This window comes from Polynucleobacter sp. 86C-FISCH (assembly GCF_018882415.1).
Lineage (GTDB): Bacteria > Pseudomonadota > Gammaproteobacteria > Burkholderiales > Burkholderiaceae > Polynucleobacter.
The window spans coordinates 1275895-1296380 of sequence record NZ_JACVOL010000001.1; the positions used below are offsets into that span (position 1 = coordinate 1275895).

At 45.5% G+C, this 20486-nt stretch carries 23 protein-coding genes; 14 read left to right on the forward strand and 9 right to left on the reverse strand.

Going from position 1 to position 20486, the window contains the following annotated elements:
* Positions 1-25 precede the first annotated feature (25 nt).
* The 3 genes from gspF to ICN10_RS06445 are packed head-to-tail and all read left to right on the forward strand — an operon-like array spanning position 26 to position 2980.
* Positions 26-1246 (forward strand): type II secretion system inner membrane protein GspF, encoded by a 1221-nt coding sequence (gene gspF / locus ICN10_RS06435; RefSeq protein WP_216213892.1) that lies wholly within the window; start codon positions 26-28, stop codon positions 1244-1246.
* A 5-nt stretch (positions 1247-1251) separates the two neighbouring features.
* Entirely contained in the window at positions 1252-2163 is a 912-nt protein-coding gene (locus tag ICN10_RS06440; protein WP_216213894.1) for a peptidoglycan DD-metalloendopeptidase family protein, read from the forward strand.
* A gap of 1 nt (position 2164) precedes the next feature.
* Complete coding sequence (locus ICN10_RS06445) at positions 2165-2980, forward strand: hypothetical protein (RefSeq protein WP_216213896.1); 816 nt, start codon at positions 2165-2167, stop codon at positions 2978-2980.
* Here the strand turns inward: ICN10_RS06445 and ICN10_RS06450 are convergent.
* Positions 2977-3996: a calcium:proton antiporter gene (locus tag ICN10_RS06450; RefSeq protein ID WP_216861065.1), complete on the reverse strand. Its 1020-nt coding sequence runs from the start codon at positions 3994-3996 to the stop codon at positions 2977-2979. The genes ICN10_RS06445 and ICN10_RS06450 overlap by 4 nt on opposite strands.
* 82 nt (positions 3997-4078) lie before the next feature.
* On the opposite strand from ICN10_RS06450, the gene ICN10_RS06455 reads away from it, so the two are divergent.
* Positions 4079-4441 (forward strand): sirohydrochlorin chelatase, encoded by a 363-nt coding sequence (locus ICN10_RS06455; RefSeq protein WP_216213898.1) that lies wholly within the window; start codon positions 4079-4081, stop codon positions 4439-4441.
* On the opposite strand, the gene cobA is transcribed toward ICN10_RS06455, so the two are convergent.
* From cobA to ICN10_RS06470, 3 genes are read right to left on the reverse strand one after another with little or no spacing between them, the layout of a single operon-like run.
* Entirely contained in the window at positions 4364-5233 is an 870-nt protein-coding gene (cobA, locus tag ICN10_RS06460) for a uroporphyrinogen-III C-methyltransferase (protein ID WP_216213899.1), read from the reverse strand. The two genes, ICN10_RS06455 and cobA, sit on opposite strands and share 78 nt — an antisense overlap.
* A 32-nt stretch (positions 5234-5265) precedes the next feature.
* Entirely contained in the window at positions 5266-5832 is a 567-nt protein-coding gene (locus ICN10_RS06465; protein WP_216213901.1) for a DUF934 domain-containing protein, read from the reverse strand.
* Positions 5829-7541, reverse strand: a complete 1713-nt coding sequence (locus ICN10_RS06470) for a nitrite/sulfite reductase (RefSeq protein WP_216213903.1) — start codon at positions 7539-7541, stop codon at positions 5829-5831. The genes ICN10_RS06465 and ICN10_RS06470 overlap by 4 nt, the downstream gene beginning before the upstream one ends.
* A 192-nt stretch (positions 7542-7733) precedes the next feature.
* Here ICN10_RS06470 and ICN10_RS06475 point away from each other — a divergent pair, with 192 nt between their 5' ends.
* Entirely contained in the window at positions 7734-8036 is a 303-nt protein-coding gene (locus ICN10_RS06475) for a HigA family addiction module antitoxin (protein ID WP_216213905.1), read from the forward strand.
* A gap of 82 nt (positions 8037-8118) precedes the next feature.
* On the opposite strand, the gene ICN10_RS06480 is transcribed toward ICN10_RS06475, so the two are convergent.
* Complete coding sequence (locus ICN10_RS06480; RefSeq protein ID WP_216213906.1) at positions 8119-8490, reverse strand: hypothetical protein; 372 nt, start codon at positions 8488-8490, stop codon at positions 8119-8121.
* A 4-nt stretch (positions 8491-8494) separates the two neighbouring features.
* Positions 8495-8719: a hypothetical protein gene (locus tag ICN10_RS06485; protein ID WP_216213908.1), complete on the reverse strand. Its 225-nt coding sequence runs from the start codon at positions 8717-8719 to the stop codon at positions 8495-8497.
* A gap of 183 nt (positions 8720-8902) precedes the next feature.
* Here ICN10_RS06485 and ICN10_RS06490 point away from each other — a divergent pair, with 183 nt between their 5' ends.
* Genes ICN10_RS06490 through ICN10_RS06500 form a run of 3 tightly spaced genes read left to right on the forward strand, consistent with a single transcriptional unit; the run spans position 8903 to position 10778 of the window.
* The gene (locus ICN10_RS06490; protein ID WP_216213910.1) at positions 8903-9481 is read left to right on the forward strand and encodes an HdeD family acid-resistance protein; all 579 of its coding nucleotides are present in this window, start codon (positions 8903-8905) and stop codon (positions 9479-9481) included.
* A gap of 42 nt (positions 9482-9523) precedes the next feature.
* Positions 9524-9700: a hypothetical protein gene (locus ICN10_RS06495; RefSeq protein ID WP_215348447.1), complete on the forward strand. Its 177-nt coding sequence runs from the start codon at positions 9524-9526 to the stop codon at positions 9698-9700.
* Positions 9701-9716: 16 nt separating this feature from the next.
* On the forward strand, positions 9717-10778 hold the full coding sequence (locus ICN10_RS06500) for an acyltransferase (RefSeq protein WP_216213911.1): 1062 nt from the start codon (positions 9717-9719) through the stop codon (positions 10776-10778).
* A gap of 24 nt (positions 10779-10802) precedes the next feature.
* On the opposite strand, the gene yjgA is transcribed toward ICN10_RS06500, so the two are convergent.
* Positions 10803-11330 (reverse strand): ribosome biogenesis factor YjgA, encoded by a 528-nt coding sequence (gene yjgA / locus ICN10_RS06505; RefSeq protein WP_216213913.1) that lies wholly within the window; start codon positions 11328-11330, stop codon positions 10803-10805.
* A 111-nt stretch (positions 11331-11441) separates the two neighbouring features.
* Here yjgA and ICN10_RS06510 point away from each other — a divergent pair, with 111 nt between their 5' ends.
* The 6 genes from ICN10_RS06510 to ICN10_RS06535 all read left to right on the forward strand — a co-directional run bounded on the left by ICN10_RS06510 (position 11442) and on the right by ICN10_RS06535 (position 19023).
* Positions 11442-13076 carry a GMC family oxidoreductase gene (locus ICN10_RS06510; protein ID WP_216213915.1) on the forward strand — a complete coding sequence of 545 codons (1635 nt, stop codon included), beginning with the start codon at positions 11442-11444 and terminating at the stop codon, positions 13074-13076.
* A gap of 22 nt (positions 13077-13098) precedes the next feature.
* Positions 13099-13986, forward strand: coding sequence for an EamA family transporter (locus ICN10_RS06515; protein ID WP_216215230.1), 888 nt, complete (start codon positions 13099-13101; stop codon positions 13984-13986).
* A 144-nt stretch (positions 13987-14130) separates the two neighbouring features.
* Positions 14131-15315, forward strand: coding sequence for an ABC transporter substrate-binding protein (locus ICN10_RS06520; RefSeq protein WP_216213917.1), 1185 nt, complete (start codon positions 14131-14133; stop codon positions 15313-15315).
* A gap of 142 nt (positions 15316-15457) precedes the next feature.
* The gene (locus ICN10_RS06525) at positions 15458-16336 is read left to right on the forward strand and encodes a branched-chain amino acid ABC transporter permease (RefSeq protein ID WP_216213919.1); all 879 of its coding nucleotides are present in this window, start codon (positions 15458-15460) and stop codon (positions 16334-16336) included.
* Positions 16336-18264, forward strand: a complete 1929-nt coding sequence (locus tag ICN10_RS06530; RefSeq protein ID WP_216213921.1) for an ATP-binding cassette domain-containing protein — start codon at positions 16336-16338, stop codon at positions 18262-18264. Before ICN10_RS06525 ends, ICN10_RS06530 begins: the two co-directional genes overlap by 1 nt.
* Before the next feature lie 30 nt (positions 18265-18294).
* Positions 18295-19023, forward strand: coding sequence for an ABC transporter ATP-binding protein (locus tag ICN10_RS06535; RefSeq protein WP_215348454.1), 729 nt, complete (start codon positions 18295-18297; stop codon positions 19021-19023).
* A 57-nt stretch (positions 19024-19080) separates the two neighbouring features.
* Here ICN10_RS06535 and ICN10_RS06540 read toward each other — a convergent pair whose 3' ends face one another.
* Positions 19081-19581, reverse strand: a complete 501-nt coding sequence (locus ICN10_RS06540; protein WP_216213923.1) for a hypothetical protein — start codon at positions 19579-19581, stop codon at positions 19081-19083.
* 59 nt (positions 19582-19640) lie between these two features.
* The gene (locus tag ICN10_RS06545; protein WP_216213925.1) at positions 19641-20459 is read right to left on the reverse strand and encodes a sulfite exporter TauE/SafE family protein; all 819 of its coding nucleotides are present in this window, start codon (positions 20457-20459) and stop codon (positions 19641-19643) included.
* Between the last annotated feature and the right edge of the window lie 27 nt (positions 20460-20486).

Consider the following 20486-nt stretch of genomic DNA (forward strand, 5'->3'; position numbering starts at 1 on the left):
GATTAACTAAGTTAGATGAAAAAAGATGCCACGCTACCGTTTTGAAGCCCTTAGTTATGCCGGGAAAAGTGAGCGCGGCAGCGTAGAGGGCGAGAGCGTACGCGCAGTACGTCAAGCTTTAATGGCCAAACAGTTGGTACCCGTCACTATTGAATTAGAAACCGAGTGGGGTAAGCAACGTTTTTGGAATAAGTGGTTTTCTGAAAACAAACCCCTGAGTCGTGCAGACCTTGCCATGATTACCAAGCAGGTCGCAATCTTAGTGAGATCGGGCGTGCAAATTGATGAGGCACTTTCTGTTCTTGCTGAAGAGGCGAGCCAGGCTCATGTCAAAACCGTTCTGCAAGCAGTAGTCGCTGAATTGCGTGCAGGCTTACCTTTATCTAAAGCAATTGCTGGGCAGCCAGAGTCCTTTGATTCGCTATACCAAGGCGTGGTTGGCGCAGCAGAGCAATCTGGCAAGATGGGGCAGGTTCTCACTCAGCTCGCAGAGTTTTTAGAGAAGCGCCAGGCATTAAAGCAAAAAGCCATGGGCGCCTTGGCTTACCCAGCCATGTTGACTGGTGTGGCTTTCATGATTGTTTTGTTCTTGATGACCTATGTAGTTCCACAAATTGCACGAGTGTTTCAGAGTACCAAGCAAGCATTGCCATTTTCAACACGATTTATCTTGGGTTTATCTGAGTTCATTGTGAACTGGGGTTGGTTGGTGGTGGTGTTAGTTGCTGCTGGTATCTTTTATGGCCGACGTGCACTTGCTAAAGAAGATATTCGTTTAAAGGTAGATCGTGCTTTACTCAATGCACCTTTGCTGGGACCGCTACTCCTAGGATTTGAGACGGCACGCTTTGCCAATACGATGGCGATGTTGGTTTCGGCTAATGTACCCATCCTGACGGCGTTACATAGCGCCCGTAGCACTTTAGGTAACTCAGTATTACGAGCGGCGATTGACTCGACTGAGGTCCGATTGCGTGAGGGCACAAGTCTTTCTAGGGCTCTAGGCAGCCAAGGGGTCTTCTCGCCGATCTTGATTCACTTGATTCGCTCTGGTGAGGCTTCGGGCAAGCTAGCGGAGATGCTGAAGTACGGTGCTGAGAACGCTGAACTTGAATCTGAGCAAAAAACAAAAATATTTACCAGTTTGCTTGAACCTTTATTAATATTGGCTATGGGCTTAATGGTTTTAGGAATCGTAATGGCAGTGATGCAACCAGTCTTGGAAATGAATTCAGGGGTAAGGTAATAAAAATGCAAATATTAATCATGACTGGACCACACAGCAAAGTAAGAGAGATTTCTCTGACCGCGCGCCATTTGGTATTTGGTAGTGCACTCAGCTTAGCTTTGCTGGTAGGTGCAAACGTTGCTATTAATAACGTGACCAATGAGACCAAAGATATCTTGCATGCGATGGAGAAAAAAGAGCTACAAGATAAGCGCTTCATTGCCAACTCCGAAGATGACTATGAGACCAAGCTCATGGAGCTCCAGGCAAGGCTGGATGAGGCGCAGCGCAACCTGGCTCAACTCGATGACTTAAGAGTTCAGTTATCTAAGAATAATGGTCAGCTCAATCAACTCAATATTGCTAATAACGTAGTAGATCTTGGTAATGCTCAAGGCGGCCCATTAAAGCCGTCGACTACTGTGATTAATTTAGGTAATCAAGGCGAACAGTACGGCGCACGTTTAGATCGCACCGTGCAAGACTCTATTGCCCTGAGTAATCGCGTAGAAGAAATGCAAAAGTCGTTAACTCACACTTGGGATGCATCGAATTCCATTCCAACGGCCTCACCTTTACCTCTCATGCCGCAAGCATCTAGTGGACTTGGCTACCGTATTGACCCCCTTACTCAACAAACGGCTTGGCATGAAGGCACAGACTTCCCTGCAGCTTATGGCACTCCAATCTTGGCTACCGCTGAAGGTGTGGTCATTCGTGCAGCCTGGGATCAGGAGTATGGATATGTTGTCGATGTTCAGCATAAGAATGCAGTTGTCACTAGATATGCTCACGCACAAGAGCTCTTGGTAAAGCAGGGTGACTATGTAAGGCAATCCCAAGCCATTGCTAAGGTCGGCTCAACAGGAAGATCAACAGGACCTCATTTGCACTACGAGGTAATAAGGGATGGCGTTGCTTTAGGTAAGAATTAATATGAAAGCCACTCAATTTTGTTTGGCAGGTTTGTTGCTTATCGTATCTAATGTCTACGCTCAAGACTCCTCAGTCATGATCGCCACTCAAACTGGTAATACCCTTGGTCTAACCCTTTCTGGTTATGAATACAAAGAACCAAGCTTAAATGTGGTGATTAGCGCTCCTTTGATAGGTGTTGATTACACCGGCACTTATGCATTTGGTAATGATTGGTTTGTAAAGGCTGATGCTCGTTATGCATACGGCTCCGCTAAATATAGTGGCAGCGGTACGCAAAGTAATATCCCGTACTCCTACTATGATTTGCGCGGTTTAGTTGGTTATGACTTTAACTTTGCTGAGTTGGGCGGCTTTGTTCTCGCGCCATTTACCGGAATAGGCTATCGCTACCTCTTTGATAACCAGGGAGGGCAAACCACATCGGGCGCCAACTCCTACAATCGTTCAAGTGCTTATGTATATCTGCCTATTGGGGTGACACATCGCATGAAGGTTAATGACACTCATAGGCTGGAAACCGTTGTTGAGTATGACTATTTAATTCAAGGAACTCAGGTTTCTCAGTTATCTCAGGCGGCGTCTTATCTACCAAACGTCACAAATCAACAGCTCAGTGGTTATGGCCTACGTTTGTCTTCTATGTATCAGTTTGATGCGTGGTCCGTTGGTCCCTACGTAAGCTATTGGAATATTCAAAACTCCAATACAGTGACCCAGACTATCACTGTGAATAGGGTGAGCTATCGATTGACTGCTTATGAGCCAGCCAACAACACTATCGAGGCAGGCATCAAGGTTGCTTATTCGTTCTAGGGAACGAGACTTAAGAACAAATACTCCAAGAAGATGATGATGTGAACTATCCCCTGCAAGAGGGTGGTTCTACCAATCGCTAGTGTCAGTGCCCCAATAAAGAATGACAAATACATCAGCGTCATATTGAGATCGCTAATACCCAGGCTGAGCGGAAGATTAAAGAAGATCGCAATAGCTGCTACCGTAGGAATAGTTAGTCCAATACTGGCTAAGGCAGAGCCTAGGGCTAAGTTCAAACTACTTTGCAGGCGATTGGCTTTTGCTGCTCTGACTGCAGCAAAACCTTCAGGCAGCAGCACTAACAATGCGATGGCTATACCTACGATAGTTTTTGGGGCGCCAGCAGCAGCGACGCCTCTTTCAATTGCCGGGCTGAGCAATTCTGCGAGACCGACGACAGTAATCAGGGACAAGATCAATAAAACTGCACTAACAGCAGTTTTGAGATTGCTGGGCTTTAGCGCATGCGCATTGCTATCAGTTTTCTTATCTTCAGTTTTCGGTAAGTAGTAGTCGCGATGGCTTACGGTTTGAAAAAATAGAAACGCGACATACAGTGCAAAGGAAGCAATACCTGCGAAAGCTAGCTGACTTTTTGTAAAGTCTGGACCGGGCGTACTCATAGTTACATTGGGCATTACTAAAATAAAAGTTGCCAAAGCAGTGAGTACTGCTAGCGCTGAATTAGTGCCTTCATTGCGGAAAGTCATTTCATGATGAGTAAGGCCGCCCATAAAGATACAAAGGCCAATAACGCCGTTAATGACAATCATGACAGTTGCAAATACAGCATCTCTCGCAATAAATTCTGCCCCCTCATGACCCGTCAGCATCATCGAGATAATGAGTGATACCTCAATGATCGTCACGCTAATGGAGAGTACCAGCGTGCCATAAGGCTCACCAGTTTTGTGAGCGATTACCTCAGCGTGATGAACCGCAGCAAGAACAGCGCCAATTAAGGTGACACTCATCAGGGCAATAAACCAAGTTTGGCTCAATAAGGCAGTCATAGATGCAATCTAGAAAATAAGGTTAAGCTAGTGGGTGAGGACACCCCAAAAACTATTGATTACTGAGAGTTTAAAGCCATCTATGAAAGCCATTATCTTATTTGGGCACGGAGCAAGAGATAACCGTTGGCGCGAACCATTTGATCGCTTGGTAGGATTGTGGCGTGAGCAGAATCCTAATACTCCTGTTGAGCTCGCTTTTTTAGAAATGATGCAGCCTTCACTGGAAGAAGCGGTCGCCGCTCTAGTCTCTAAAGACGCCAACGAAATTATTGTGGTGCCGGTGTTCTTTGGGCAGGGCGGTCATCTCAGAAATGATTTCCCGGTGCTGCTAGAGTCCTGCCAAAAGCAGTTCCCTGGGGTCAAATTAAGCGCTACGCCTGCTGTTGGCGAAGACCTGGCAGTCTTGCAAGCTATCGTTGATTTCGGAGCCAGAGCTCTTTAAATCTTCACTGGTTTGACGTTCATTTCTTAGGGCCTCACCAATCATGATGAGCGCTGGCGAGCTGCTATCAAACCAAGCATCCGCTTTACCTGCCGCTAATTCTGCTAATGTGCTCGTCCATTGACGCTCACGTGGGGTGCTGACTGCTTCCAGTATTTGAACTGGTGTATCTGAGGTATGTTTGCTGAAGCCCTGGGTGTTTTGTTCAATCAGTTGCTTAGCAATACGGGCAGCATCTTTACGACCCATGTAGTACACCAAGGTGTCTGCATTTGGATTACTTATTGGAGAAGTTGAGTTTGCTTCTGGTACATTTTCAGTGCCTTGCGCAAGCGTTACAAAGGCAACACTACGTGATACTCCGCGTAGTGTTAACGATTGCTGAATACTAGCTGCACCTGCTAATGCTGCGGTAATGCCTGGAACAACGGAAACTTCTATGCCCGCAGCCTTGAGGGTCTGAATTTCTTCATCGGCACGACCAAAGAGCATTGGATCGCCACCTTTAAGGCGCACAATCACCTGATGCTTATGTGCGGCATCTACTAGGCGCTTATTAATAAATTGCTGTGCTGAAGAAAGCTTGCCACAACGTTTACCAACAGCCACCTGAATTGCTTGTGGGCAGAGATCTAACATGGCTGGATCAACTAAGGCATCGTAGAAGACGACATCGGCTTGTTCCAGCAGCTTGGCACCGCGCACGGTAATGAGATCAACCGCCCCAGGGCCGGCGCCAACTAAATAGACCTTTCCTGGTGTATTTAGTTGTTTCTTGATTGGCTGAGTCATGATGTTTTCTGGCAGAGTTGTAGTGTGGATACTTAAATACTGAGAGTCGCACGCTTATCGCGCCAGCTATTTTGAGTAGTCACGCTATATAAATCAAACTGCTTTAGAGCGACATCCAGATTTTGATCTGGGCGCAAAGCAAAACTATCAAAGCCTACGCGTGCACCCTGTAGTAGTTGATCGATAAGTACGTCGCCAATCGCACGAATCTCACCCGACCAAGCAAAGCGTCCGCGTAATAGCGCTGCAGTACTAAAGCTTCTGCCATCTCTAAAAATCGGAAAGTGCGCAGCCACCAAAGGCCAGACAGTTTTACCTGCTTCGATGACATCCGCATGCTTCAGAATGTCATCATCAGCTGCAAACCAAACGCCGATCTGACCATTTGCTGCTTTAGTAATCACATCAGCTTCATGGTGGTGTTCAAGCCACCAGGTAAATGGCACCAGCACTTTATGGGCGCCGTGCTCTAGGTCGGGCAGACCGCCTTCGTCATGGCTACCACTCCAGATTTGCCATTGATTTTCGGATAGAGAGGGCTTGCCGTCCTTTGGAAAATGCACAATTTCTTGATGGGAGGCGATATTCAATTGACTCATGTCGCACTTCCTTCTATTGCTTTCTCAGCCTTTTCTTTTTTCTTGGCATTTTTGTAGGCCGCTTCTTTGAAGGGAGCAACTCCTAAGCGACGATAGGCATCAATAAAAGATTCATGTTCGCTACGTTCTGCAACATAGGTGTTGATGATGTTAGTCATCACGTCCGGTATCTCATCAGCATAGAAAGATGGGCCAATAACTTTACCAATGGCAGCATCGTTGCCTTGCTCGCCACCTAAGGTGATTTGGTACCACTCTTCACCGTCTTTATCTACACCGAGCACACCAATGTTACCTACGTGGTGGTGACCGCAGGAGTTAATGCAGCCTGAGATATTCAGGCTGATATCACCTAAATCAAATAAGTAATCCAAGTCATCAAAGCGCTCTTGAATCGCTTTGGCAATCGGTAAGGATTTAGCATTGGCGAGGGAGCAGAAGTCACCACCAGGGCAGGCAATGATGTCAGTGAGTAGGCCAACGTTAGGCAAAGCAACTTTTTGCTTCTTAGCCTCTTGCCATAGCCCATATAACTTAGCCTGCTCTACATCAGCCAGCACCAGGTTCTGTTCATGTGTGGCGCGTAGTTCGCCAAAACTATATTGATCAGCTAAATCAGCAATCGCATACATTTGTGCGGTAGTGGCATCACCTGGGGCAACGGTGCCATGGGGCTTGAGTGACAAAATCACACTTGCATAACCGGGTACTTGATGTGGTTTGATGTTGCGTTCTAACCAACGTGCAAAAGCAGCTTTATCAGCTTCGCTAGCTGTATTAATGACTTGCTCATTTGTTAATGCCGGCAATGTTTTGTATGCAGGCTTAGTGAAATGCTTGGCAACACGATCCCACTCGGCTTGAGTGAAATTGTCATCACCATTTTTAATGTGAGTCCATTCACCTTCAACTTGACGAGCAAACTCTTCTGGTCCTAAAGCCTTCACCAAAATCTTGATACGAGCCTTATAGAGGTTATCTCTTCTGCCAAAACGGTTGTAAACACGTAGCAAGGCGGTGAGGTAGCTCGGAAGCACATTCCAAGGGAGACCTTGTTTGATGAGCGATCCCAAAATAGGGGTACGTCCCATGCCGCCACCAGCGTAAATATCAGCAGTCAATTGACCAGCAGCATTGCTCTTGAGTTCAATGCCTACGTCATGACAAAGTAAAACAGTGCGATCTTCTTTCGCACCATTTACTGCAAATTTAAATTTACGCGGTAGGTGGGCAAACTCAGGATGCAGTGTTGACCATTGACGCAGCAATTCACAGATGGGGCGAGTGTCGACATATTCATCACCAGCAACGCCAGCAAAAGCATCGCTCGTAATATTACGAATACAGTTGCCTGAAGTTTGGATAGCGTGCATTTCAACTTTGGCAAGCTCAGCCAAAATATCTGGCGTGTCTTCAAGTGTTACCCAGTTGTACTGAATATTTTGGCGCGTAGTGAAGTGCCCATAACCACGGTCATACTTTTCAGAGATGAGTGCCAGGGTGCGCAACTGTTTTGAGTTAAATAGACCGTAAGGAATAGCAACACGCAACATATAAGCGTGACGTTGGTGGTACAGGCCGTTCTGCAAACGTAGAGGGCGAAACTCTTCTTCGGCTAGGCTGCCATCAAGACGTCTAGCAACTTGGTCGCGGAATTGGGCAACCCGTTGATCCACCAGGGTTTGGTCAATAGCATCGTATTTATACATAAGGAGGCTATTGTCATATTTGATTGATATTTCCACAAATAATTAAAAATTGATTCTATATACCTATATCAATATATAAAGACTCAACTTCAGAATATCCATAGAGGTCAGCTACAAGGGCTCTTTTAAGGCAAAAGTAACAAATATTCCATTTAACAGATTCTGTTATACGGAATATAATGGGGAATGACGATGACCAAATTACTTGATGAAATTCATCCCGGTGAAATACTGCTTGAAGACTTTATGAAGCCGATGGGCATTACTGCTCGCCAGCTAGCCGCCGATATCGATGTTGCGCCCAGTCGAATTAGTGAGATTGTTAACGGTGCTCGCCCCATTACTGCCGATACAGCCCTACGACTTGGCCTGTTCTTCTCGATGGAGCCTAGATTTTGGTTAGACCTACAAGCCGATTACGACATGCGTGTTGCAAGAAGAACCCTGCAGAAAGAAATAGAACCAAGAATTCGGGTTTTTAAAATGGCTACCTAGTTAGCAAGTGAGCCAAATTAAAAAGCCCCGAAATAGCGGGGCTTTTGATTTAGATCTTTTGATCTATAAGTGGGTTCTTTGCTTACAGCCCGTTTTCTCGGTAGTGCTTATAGAGGTTGGCAATCGAGGCAAAGCCAAGAACCACTATTAGTACTGCAAATAAATATTCTGTAGTGAGATAGGTATAGACACCCATCTGTACTAGGACCGCGGCAACAACGAAAGCAGCAATCGATCCAAATGCCACTAGCTTAAAGTTAGGCACGAAAGCGCCCAAAGTGATGGCAATAAATACGATGTATAGATCTGAAACGAGCTGATCAGCAGTTACAAAGATGCTATTAGTGAGCTCGGGATTAGTGAACTTCCCCAAAACGGCAATGACCAGAATAGAAGCCAGGATCGCAAAGTTGAGCTTTGCTTTAAGAAGAATGGTCTTAAATTGATCGCCCATGGTTTTATGAGGCGCTACCGTTAAATACGAGGCTGATGCCAATCCACAAAATAATAAAAGCAATCAAAACGGTTGAGCCAATTTTCTTGAGGAAATACTCTAGGCTATCCATATAAGCTTCATCGCCTCTACCGAAGTAATGATCAAATCGCTTCCAATAAAGACGTCCTACAACTAGGGGCAGAAGCATCGCGACGATGCCTAAAATAACGGTTAAGGTGTTATCCATGCTGAAACTTTCTTTGCTAACAATCTCAAGGGATTGGCTGTAAAGGCTAAAGAATACCTGTTTTTGTTTTTCGTCCAGCTTAGTGGCGCTTTGGGGCTTATCAATCGGTGTTATTTAAGGCTAAAAGGCGTTTGTTGATACAGTAGAGGCTACTTTTCAACTACTTCATTCGAAAGCACCCATATGGCCGAACTATCAACTGCTCAGATTCAGGAGCTCCGCACAAAAGTATTGGGTGCGGCTGCCAAAGTTCCAGGCGCCTTAATTGGTCTTGGAATTTTATTTATCGTTCTGGGCATGATCGGAATTGCAGGTCAAACCTTATTCTCATTTATCTCGGTTAATGTTTTAGGCATTTTCTTATTCGCTGGCGGCCTTCTTCAAGGCGCTCATGCTTTGAAATCACAAGGCTGGAAAAGCGTAGGTGTGCAACTAGTTTTAGCAGCCCTCTACATTGCAGCAGCTATCTTTACATGGGCTTTCCCAATTCCTGCGCTAGAAGCAATTACTTTATGGCTGGCTGCAATCTTTTTTGTAACAGGTGCTTTGCGTTTGATCTCAGCATTCCAACACCGTCACTTCCGTGAATGGTTTTGGTTGGTTTTGTCATCAGCTATTTCCATCTTGATGGGTGTGCTGATTATGAATGGCTACCCAGAATCTAGCCTTTGGCTTCCTGGTATGTTGATTGCGATCGAGCTATTGTTGCAAGGTTGGTCAATGTTATTTATGGGCTTAGCAGCACGCTCACTAATTAAATAACTCAGTAATTAGATTTAGAAAGCACAGCAAAGAGTCTTCATCATGGCAATGAAAAAAACCGATCTCTATAAGAACTTAGCTTTGAAAACGGCGCAAGGAATGAAAAATGCTGCTAAGACTCCTAAGCTGGGCGCGGACGAGAAGGCAAAAACAAAAAAGGAATTAGCGAATGCTAATCCCTTGTTGGCTTCTTTGATGGGCAAAACCAAAGCTAAATAATATTTGTAACTAATACTTGAAACAAACAGGCCCGCTTTTTCTGATTGATTTTCTCAAGGTCTTTGCGGCCCTGTTAATCATCCTGCATCATCTCTCAAGCTATGGGCAAATTGCAGAAGATGCTCGTCGTGTTCTGCCAGGTCTAATGACTTGGCTATTTGAGTACGGGCGCTATGCGGTGCAAATCTTTTTAGTGATGGCTGGTTATTTGGCTGCTCAATCTTTGAGTCGTTATGCCAATCTCAAATTTAGCGCCAATAGTTTGCTCAAGCTGATACTGAATCGCTATCTGCGCTTGTTTGCACCGTATGCTGCCGCACTTATTTTTACTATTGTGTGCGCATACATTGCGCGCTTCTGGGTCAATGATGAATTTGTTGGTGAATCAGAAACGCTATCGCAATTTCTGGCGCACCTCTTTTTCATTCAGGGTATCTTAGGCTTAGATTCGATTTCTGCTGGCGCTTGGTATGTGGCGATTGATTGGCAGCTGTATTCAATACTAGCGATCTTATTTATTTCTTTTCCGAGCAATCAAGCATTAATTTGGTTAATTAGCGTTCTGGCCGTTAGTTCATTACTGTTCTTTAATCGTTCGGCTGACTATGAAGCCTATTTCATTTATTTCATTGGCTCATACGGCTTAGGGGTTCTAGCTTACTTAGCCAGCCGTTTTCAAGATATGGGTATCCAGCGCTTGGCTAAGGTGGTATTGATCTTGATTGGTTTAATTATTGCGGCCGCTTCATTACAACAAGTTTGGCTCAGAAATTTCCTAGCCTGGTTTGTGGCCTTGGCCCTGTATTTATGGGGCGATACTCAATATCCCAAAGTCATTGCTCAGAAGGGTCTGGCAAAAGCTATTACCTGGGGAAGTCAGCGCGCTTACTCTGCTTTCTTAATTCACTTCGCATTTATTTTGTTAGCAAACACGCTCTACATTGCATCAGGTTTGCATGCTCACGAAAGTGGTGCATTGGCTATTGCTTTGATGCTGGGGGTTATAACAACCAGTGTAATTGCGGCCAATTATGTTTATCGCTGGATAGAAGTCCCAGCAAATAAACTCAAGGTTTAACGCAAAGCTAAGGTATAGCTAAGTTCAAAGACCCATATCTTTGAGAACGCGGAAGATCTCACGATAAGCCTTAGGCGGTTTATTTTGTTCTTTCTCTTTACGCGCATTCCGAATTAAGGTGCGCATATTCTGAATATCCATGTCCGGATATTGCTCAATCATCTTAGTGAATGCTTCGTCATTCGCAACCAGTCTATCGCGATAGCTTTCTAAAAAATGTAACTTTGCAGTCTCAGCCTTGCTAACGCCTTGAATAGCATCCAAGCGTTTCTGAATCGCATCCAACTCTTCCTCATCCAAAAAGCGCATGAGTTTGCCAAGGTATTGCTTATGGCGACGGATTGCCTCAAAACTTTTAATCTTGTTGGTTTCTGCAATGGCAGCCTTGATGGCTTCATCCAAAGGAATTGTTTTCAAAGCATCGCTACTGAGGGCTGCCAAAACCTCGGCCAGCTTCTGGCGCTCAGTCATTTGGCGCTTTAACTCTGACTTGCTTGGCCCATCATCGGCGTCAACCACCTTGGGAGTGCGATTCTTCTCATTAATATGCATTTAGCTATTTTAGACGGGTATTCAGGGTTTCAAGCTGAATTGCCTAATTTCTTCAAATTGGAAGATTTGGTAAATAATAGAGTTTAAAAATAGACACAAAAAAGTAGAGACATGAGTAAAACAAGTCAAACAAACGCTTACGACTACATCATTATTGGGGCAGGCAGTGCGGGCTGCATGTTAGCCAAACGCTTAACTGAAAACCCCAATAAGAAAGTCTTGCTGATTGAAGCAGGCAAGAACGACAACTACATCTGGATTCATATTCCGGTTGGTTATTTATATTGCATTGATAACCCAAGAGCGGATTGGCGTTTTAAGACGGCTAACGAAAAAGGTTTAAACGGTAGATCTTTGTTATATCCCCGTGGTCGTGTTCTAGGAGGCTGCTCATCTATTAACGGCATGATCTACATGCGCGGACAAGCGGGCGATTACGAATCTTGGGTGCAAGCAACGGGTGATGATTCTTGGTCTTGGGAAAATGCGCTCAAGCGTTACATGTCATTCGAAGATTATCACGGCGCCGCTAATCAATGGCACGGCAAGGGTGGCGAGTGGACTGTATCCAAGCAGCGTCTGCGTTGGCCCATCATGGATCGTTTTAAAGATGCTGCCGTACAGGCTGGCATTCCAGCATCTGATGACTTCAATCGTGGCGATAACTTTGGTGTGGGTTACTTCGATGTGAGTCAACGTGCTGGTTGGCGTTTAAATACTTCAAAGGCATTTTTAAGAGATGCTACTAAGCGTAGCAACCTCACCATCATTACTGAAGCGGTAGTGAATAAATTGAAGATCGATCCCGCAACTAAAAATTGTTATGGCGTTGAATACATTAAGAATGGTCAAACATGTGAGGCCTTGTGTTCCATTGAGCAGGGCGGTGAAGTGTTGCTGAGTGGTGGTGCAATTGGTAGTGTGCAAATTCTGGAGCGCTCTGGCATTGGATCAGCGGCACACCTTAATCAATTGGGCATCCCAGTGATTGCCGATCTACCGGGCGTAGGTGAGAATCTGCAAGACCATTTGCAGCTTCGTATGGTTTACAAAGTGAATGGTATTAAAACCTTGAACACCAAAGCCAACACGCTCTGGGGCAAGATGATGATTGGCTTAGAGTATGTATTGAAGCGCTCTGGACCAATGTCGATGGCACCATCACAGCTCGGTGCGTTTGCATATAGCTCGCCTGAGCAAAAGAGTGCGAACGTGGAATATCACGTTCAACCTTTGTCTTTGGAAAAGTTTGGTGAAGACTTGCATTCGTTTAATGCATTTACTGCGAGCGTTTGTAACTTACGCCCCACTTCACGCGGTAGCGTGCACATCAATTCAATTGATCCAGAAGCGCCACCGGTTATTAGTCCCAATTACTTGTCGACAGATGAAGACCGCAAAGTAGCAGCAGAATCTTTGCGCTTAACTCGTAAGATTGTTGAGCAAGCCGCGCTTGGCCCTTTTGCTCCAGAAGAATACAAACCGGGCATGCAATACCAAACCGATGAAGAGCTGGTAAAGGCAGCGGGTGATATTGGCACTACGATCTTTCATCCGGTAGGCACCTGCAAGATGGGGCGTGCAGATGATCCGATGGCTGTGCTGGACTCCCAACTACGTGTGAGAGGTATTCATCATCTGCGTGTGGTCGATGCTTCAGCGATGCCGACGATTACTTCAGGCAACACTGCTGCACCAACCATGTTGATTGCAGAGCGCGTAGCAGAACTGCTCACGCGTGAATAACATTCCGCAAAAAAGCTATTCATTGCCGGCGAGTCATTTATTGCTGGCGCTGGCCATTGTGGCGGTGTGGGGGACTAACTTTGTAGTGATTAAGTTATCCCTCAATTCTTTTCCGCCTTTCTTGTTTGCAGCACTTCGCTACACGTTTGCTTTTCTGCCTTTGGCGCTTTTCTTTCCCATACCCAAAGTCTCATGGATCAATCTCTGTATTTATGGGGTTGCTGTGGGGGTGGGGCAGTTCGGAATTCTGTACTTTGCGATCGATGGTCGCATCTCTCCAGGTCTAGCTTCATTGGTTATTCAGACGCAGGTATTTTTTACTATCGGCTTTGCCATGTTCTTTGCCAAAGAGCGTTTGCGAACTTATCAAACAATCGCGCTGCTGGTGGCCATCACAGGCTTGGTAGTTATTGCACTGCACACTGATGCCAGTACTACTTTTCTCGGACTTGCCTTGGTTGTATTCGCCGGTCTCTCCTGGGGGGTGGCTAATACGGTTAGCCGCAGGGCGGGCTCGATCAATATGCTGTCCTACGTGGTTTGGGCAAGTGGATTTGCTATTCCGCCCTTATTTGTCATGTCCTATCTGTTTGAGGGTGGCTGGAGTCATATGAGCAATTCACTAGCCTCAGCGCCAGCAGGGGCTTGGGCCGGTGTTTTATGGCAATCCTGGGCCAACACCCTCTTTGGTTATGGGGCGTGGGCCTGGCTACTCTCTAAGCATCCTGCAGCGGTTGTGGCGCCTGCACCCTTATTGGTGCCCATCTTTGGCATGGGGGCTGCCGCTTATTTCCTGGCCGAACCATTACCCCCATGGAAGATCGAGGCAGCGGGGTTAGTGATCGCTGGCTTGATAGTGAATTTATTCTGGCCAAGTATTGAACTAAAACTCAAGCGGCATTTTTCTTAAGAGTTTTCGCCCCTAGGGGCTAATGTAAAACCCTAATAGATACCCCTTTTTTTGCCTTTGTATTAACAGTAAGATAACTGTTCGTTTGTGTTTTACCTATAAAAAAGTATTTATTCATTAGCAATTTTTAGTCATGGAGACTTTATGAACATTCGTCGTCACATTTTTGCAGTTGCTGCTACTGCGATGCTTTCAACCGGTGCTTACGCTGCCGATATCAAATTGGGTCTATCAGGACCATTCACTGGCGGCTCAGCCTCTATGGGTGTGAGTATGCGTGATGGCGTACGTCTTGCTGCGAAAGAGATTAATGCTGCTGGTGGTATCAACGGCAACAAAATCGTTTTGGTTGAGCGCGACGATGAAGCAAAAAATGAGCGTGGCGTGCAAATTGCACAAGAGTTGATCAATAACGAAAAAGTAGTTGCTACTTTGGGTTACATCAATACTGGCGTTGCATTGGCTTCCCAACGTTTCTATCAAGATGCGAAGATTCCAGTAATGAATAACGTTGCTACTGGTTCTATCTTGACTAAGCAATTCCCTAATGCACCAGAAAACTATATTTTCCGTAATGCTGCCCCTGACAATATTCAAGCTCCATTGATCGCTAAGGAAGCGGTTGAAAAGCGTGGCTTGAAGAAAGTTGCGATTTTGGCTGACTCTACAAACTACGGCCAGTTGGGTCGTGAAGACTTAGAGAAGGCATTGAAGGGCTATGGCGTAACACCAGTAGCAGTTGAGAAATTCAACATTGGTGACGTTGACATGACTTCACAATTGCTCAAAGCAAAAAATGCTGGCGCTGAAGTAATTTTGACTTACGCGATCGGACCTGAGTTGGCACAAATTGCTAACGGTATGGCTAAGTTGGGTTGGAAAAAGCCAATGATCGGTTCATGGACATTGTCTATGGCTAGCTTTATTGATACAGCTGGTAAGAATGGTAACGGCGCAACAATGCCGCAAACTTACATTCAGACTCCATCCACCACAGCTAAGCGTAAAGCTTTCCAAGCAGCTTACTTGGCCGAGTTCAAGCCAAAGAACAACAACATTGCATCTCCAGTTTCTGCAGCACAAGGATATGACTCTGTTTACCTCTTGGCAGCAGCGATCAAGCAAGCAAACAGCACAGAAGGACCAAAGATTGTTGCAGCATTGCAAGATCTGAAGACTCCAGTTGATGGTGTTGTTATTACTTACAACAAGCCATTCTCTGCAACTGATCACGACGCTATCAAGATGAAAGACGTAGTGATGGGTGTAGTTGAAAACGGCCGTGTTGAGTTCTTGAATGCTGAGGACGCAGCTCCTAAGAAGAAGTAATTCAACTTAGCAAAGCGGGCAAAAATAACTTTATTTTGCACTGCAGCAATTGATAAAACAGAGCGCCGCCCAAAAAGCGGCGTTTTGCTTACAATGTCGGATTCGTTAATAAAACAGTTTTAAGTATCTTTTAGGCCAAAAAATGGACATGCTTGCACAAATCCTCTCAAGCGGTATCGCTGTGGGGATGATCTATGCGGTAATCGCTTTCGGTTTCCAGCTCACTTTTGCCACATCAGGCACCTTGAACTTCGGTCAAGGTGAAGCTCTGATGTTGGGTGCTCTCGTAGGTTTAACCTGCGTTGACACCTTTGGCATGAACTACTGGGTAATGATTCCAGTCGTTTGTTTATTCGGGATGATTCAGGGTAGCTTCGTTGAGTTAATCGGCGTACGTCCTGCGATCAAAATTAAATCCGAGTTTGGTTGGATTATGTCCACTATCGCTCTCGGTATTATTTTCAAGAACGTTGCTGAAAACATTTGGGGGCGCGATGCATTACCGTTCCCATCTCCATTACCAATGGAGCCAATGAATTTCTTGGGCGCAAGTATTCTGCCGATGGAAATTTTGGTGGTGTTTGGCGCATTGGTCATGATGCTACTAGTAGAATTTTTTAACCGTAAAACAATTTACGGTAAGGCGGTTGTGGCAACCGCAAACGACCGTGACGCTGCTGGCTTGATGGGTATTAACACCAGCGTAGTAATTACATTCTCTTATGCGCTTTCCTCTTTGACTGCCGCCTTTGCTGGCGTGTTGATTGCGCCTTTGACGCTGACTGGCGCAACTATGGGTGGCGCACTGGGCTTAAAGGCATTCGCAGTCGCGATTATTGGCGGCTTGTCTAGCGGTATGGGCATCATTGTTGGTGGTTTGATTTTGGGCATTGTCGAAACAGCTACCGGCTTTTATGTCTCTACTGGTTATAAAGATGTTCCAGGTTTAATTTTGTTATTGCTTGTATTGGCATACAAACCATCTGGTCTATTCGGCAAATCTGCAATTAAGAAAGTTTAATGATGAAGAAGTCTCTAATACCGCTATTAATTGCGATTGCGGCACTCTTTTGTTTGCCGTTGTTTGTCCATAACCCTTATTACATTCACTTAGTTGAAACCATTCTGATCTACACCATCTTGTTATATGGTTTAGATATCGTGGTGGGTTATGTTGGTCAGGTTTCCTTAGGTCACGCAGCTCTGTTTGGTATCGGTTCATACACCGCTGGTGTTTTGTACTTCCATTTCGGTTGGACAATTTGGGGAACTTTGCCTGCTTCTATCATCGTGACCTCCATCTTCGGCGGCATCTTGGCATTGCCAGCCCTAAAGGTAATTGGACCGTATTTGGCGATGGTGACCTTGGCTTTCGGAACCATTGCACAGATTCTCATTAACGAGATGACTTGGTTGACTGAAGGCCCATTGGGCATCAAGATTCCTAAGCCTGATTTAATGGGCGTGCCAATGACTAAAGCAGAGTACTTCTGGATGGTTGGCATTATCTTGATCATTTCCATGATCGTTGTAGACCGTTTTGTGAAGTCACAAATTGGTCGCGCTTTTGAAGCTTTGCGTGACAGCCCGATTGCCTGTGACTGTATGGGCGTATCTGTATATCGCTTTAAGGTGATCGCATTTGTGATTAGCGCTGGCTTTGCTGGTTTAGCTGGTTGCTTGTACGCCTACTCTGAGCAATATATTTCACCAAATACTTACAACAATGAACTCGCTGTTTTGTTCTTGCTCGGCATCATCATGGGTGGACGTAAGTCTCGTCTCGGCGCCTTGATTGGTGCAGCCATTATTGTGTTGTTGCCAAAACTCTTGGACGACATCAACTTGTTCCGTATCGTTGCCTCGATCATTGCAGTTGTAGTGGTAGTTGGTGCTGGCATGGCCTTGTCCAAGAAGACTACAACCCCGCGTCGCGTTGCTGTACCTATCGCTGGTGTAGTGGGCTTAGCAGCATTCTCATTCTGGCTCAATACGATTTCCGACTGGCGCTTGAGTATTTTCGGCTTCATGATTTTGTTGGTGGTGTACTACTTGCAAAACGGTATCGTTGGTTTTGCGAAGAGCTTCTATCAATCGATCGTTGGCAAAACAAAAACTACTCGTGGCGGTGACGCTGAAGTGGTTGATGACTCCATTAGCTTTATTAGCACTGTTGCCAATACCAACACTGGTGCTGAGCTCTTGAAAGTTGACTCTGTATTGATGCAGTTCGGTGGTCTGAAGGCATTGAACAACGTTGATCTGAGCATCAAGCGTGGCACTATTCATGGCTTGATCGGTCCTAACGGTTCCGGTAAGAGCACGATGATGAACGTGTTGACAGGTATTTATGTGCCTACAGCTGGTAATGTGTTGTACGCTGGTGAAAGCGTTGTTGGCAAGACATCTTCCGACATCGCCTTATCTGGTATCGCACGTACCTTCCAAAACGTTCAGCTTTTCGGTGAAATGACTGCTATCCAAAATATTTTGGTTGGTTTGCATCACACCTTCAAGTCAAACATGGTGGAAATTGCTTTGAATCTCCCGCGCTATAAGCGTGAAGAGGCTGAAGCTCATGCTCGTGCAATGGCACTCCTCAAGTTCGTTGGTTTGGATGACTTGGCTAACGAAGAAGCACGTAACTTGCCATACGGTAAGCAGCGCTTGCTCGAGATTGCTCGTGCCTTGGCATTGGATCCTGAGTTGCTCTTGTTGGATGAGCCAGCAGCAGGCTTGACAGCTCCTGACATTAAAGAACTCTTGCGCATTATTCGTAAGATCCGCGATAGCGGTATTACCTTCATCCTGATTGAGCATCACATGGATGTGGTGATGTCAGTTTGCGATACCGTTTCTGTATTGGACTTCGGTCAGAAGATTGCAGAAGGTAAACCAGCTGAAGTTCAGGCAGACGAGAAGGTGATTCATGCCTACTTGGGTACTTAATCACTAGAACATATTGAATCGGTAAATACCATGTTATCTATTAAGAATCTTGAAGCAGGCTACGGCAAAGTCAAAGTCCTCCACGGCATCAATATTGATGTTCCAAAAGGGCAAGTCATTACTTTGATTGGCTCAAACGGCGCCGGCAAAACAACAACGATGCGTGCCATCACTGGCATGATCAAGCCAACAGCTGGTGAGGTCACTCTAGGCGGTGAAAAAATTGATGGTTACGACTCTCATAAAATCGCTCGCTTAGGTTTGGCTCACAGTCCTGAAGGTCGTCGCGTATTTACGACGATGTCAGTTACCGACAATTTATTGTTGGGCGCATTTCCACGCTTTACAGGCAGTCGTCCAAAAGGCGATATCAAGAATGACTTAGAAAAGTCTCTCGAAATGTTCCCTCGCTTGAAAGAGCGTCGCAATCAGTTGGCTGGAACATTATCTGGCGGCGAGCAACAAATGTTGGCTATGGCCCGTGCAGTGATGCTCAATCCAGAGATTATTCTCTTGGATGAACCATCGATGGGTCTGGCACCAATTTTGGTTGAGGAAGTATTTAAGATTATTTCGAACTTGAAGTCACAAGGTGTGACCATGTTGTTGGTTGAGCAGTTTGCTGCTGCAGCCTTGAATGTGGCTGACTACGGTTATGTTCTTGAGAACGGTAAGATCGCTACTCACGGACCTGCTGCTAAGCTCAAGGATGATCCTGCTGTGAAAGCAGCTTACTTGGGTGGTGCTGGTGGCCACTAAGTAGTTATTCAAACTACCGGTAATAAAAAAGCCCTTAGTAATAAGGGCTTTTTCTTTTTAGCTAGCCAAGAGCTTTACCGCTTCCCGTATCAGCAAGGCGCGATAGCCCATGTAAATAGCAACTAAAGTAAATCCAAACAAAAAGAGCTTGGGTATCAATGCGCCTTCAGCCACCAATTCGCTATTGAGTAAGCCAATCGCTACGGCAAAAAAGAAGAGCGCTCCTAGTCCGAGGATTATCCAATTCTCATTGCTGCTGACTTGTTGAGTTTGGTTGTTATAGGCGAGAACCTGAAGGGACTCACCCTTTTGATATCCAGCTACTGTAATTTGATCGCCATCGGCAATCTGCATCGGTGCTGAAAACTTAGCTTCGATTGCCTTATCGCCCAAATTAAATTTAGAGATAAAAAAGCGTTTGTAGTAAACCGAGGAATGGTCGTGGGTGGGCTTTTCATGGTTTACGTATTCGAGCAATTCATTATTCAGATTGCTCACCGTGCCAGAAATCGAACTAATAGAGCTTGATAGCAAAGAGCTTGGTTTACTTATAGACATCAGTAGAACTCCCAGGAGACCGATTACTAGTATATATAGAAGGGATTGGAGGGGTTTTCTCATAAGGCGTTAATGCCCTTGATAGTAAGACTGATTGCAACGCCAAAGGTAAGTACGGCAAAGATTTGTTGCAGCCTTGGCCCGCTTAATTTTTTACCTAGCGCTCGACCAATCAAAAGGCCGCATAAAGCCCCTAAAGAAAAGGGTGCTGCAAGTGATAAATCCAAATTGCCTGAGACGGCTGAAAAGACTACGCCACCGCCAGAGATGATGGCGAGCACACCTAGTGAGGTGGCAACAATTGATTGCACGGGTAGGTCTGTATAGCGTTTTAATGCCGGGACAATAACAAAGCCACCACCAACACCCAATAGTCCCGATAAGAAGCCAGCCCAACCTCCGGCGAACATAAGAGATCTTGCGCAGGGAATATTCCAGCTCAATTTACCGACTTCTGGATTCATCAAGCATGGAGGTGGTTTGCTACTTTTCTTGGGGAGCTGAAGAATTTCTCTTCTGGCTTGAAGTAGTAAGCGGGTTGAGACAAAAAACAGCGTGGCACTAAAAAGAATTAGTAGCGGAGCGTTAGGAACTCTTTGTGCTACCCAAAGACCTAATGGCGAGAGGAGAAGTCCAAATAACGCCATGAAGCCAGCCGCTTTGTAGCGCAAAATTTTATTCTTCAGTCCAAGTAGTGCACCCACACTTGCAGAGAGTGCAATAGCAGAAAGAGAGATTGGCGCCGCCTCCGCTACTGGAAGATGCAAGACAAAAACGAGTAGAGGCACCGATAAGATGCCGCCTCCTGCGCCGGTAAGGCCCATTAATAAACCCACGATAAGGCCTAGGGCGGGGCTGATGAAGGTTGAGTAGTCCATTGCAATTAATTTTATATTAAGATAATA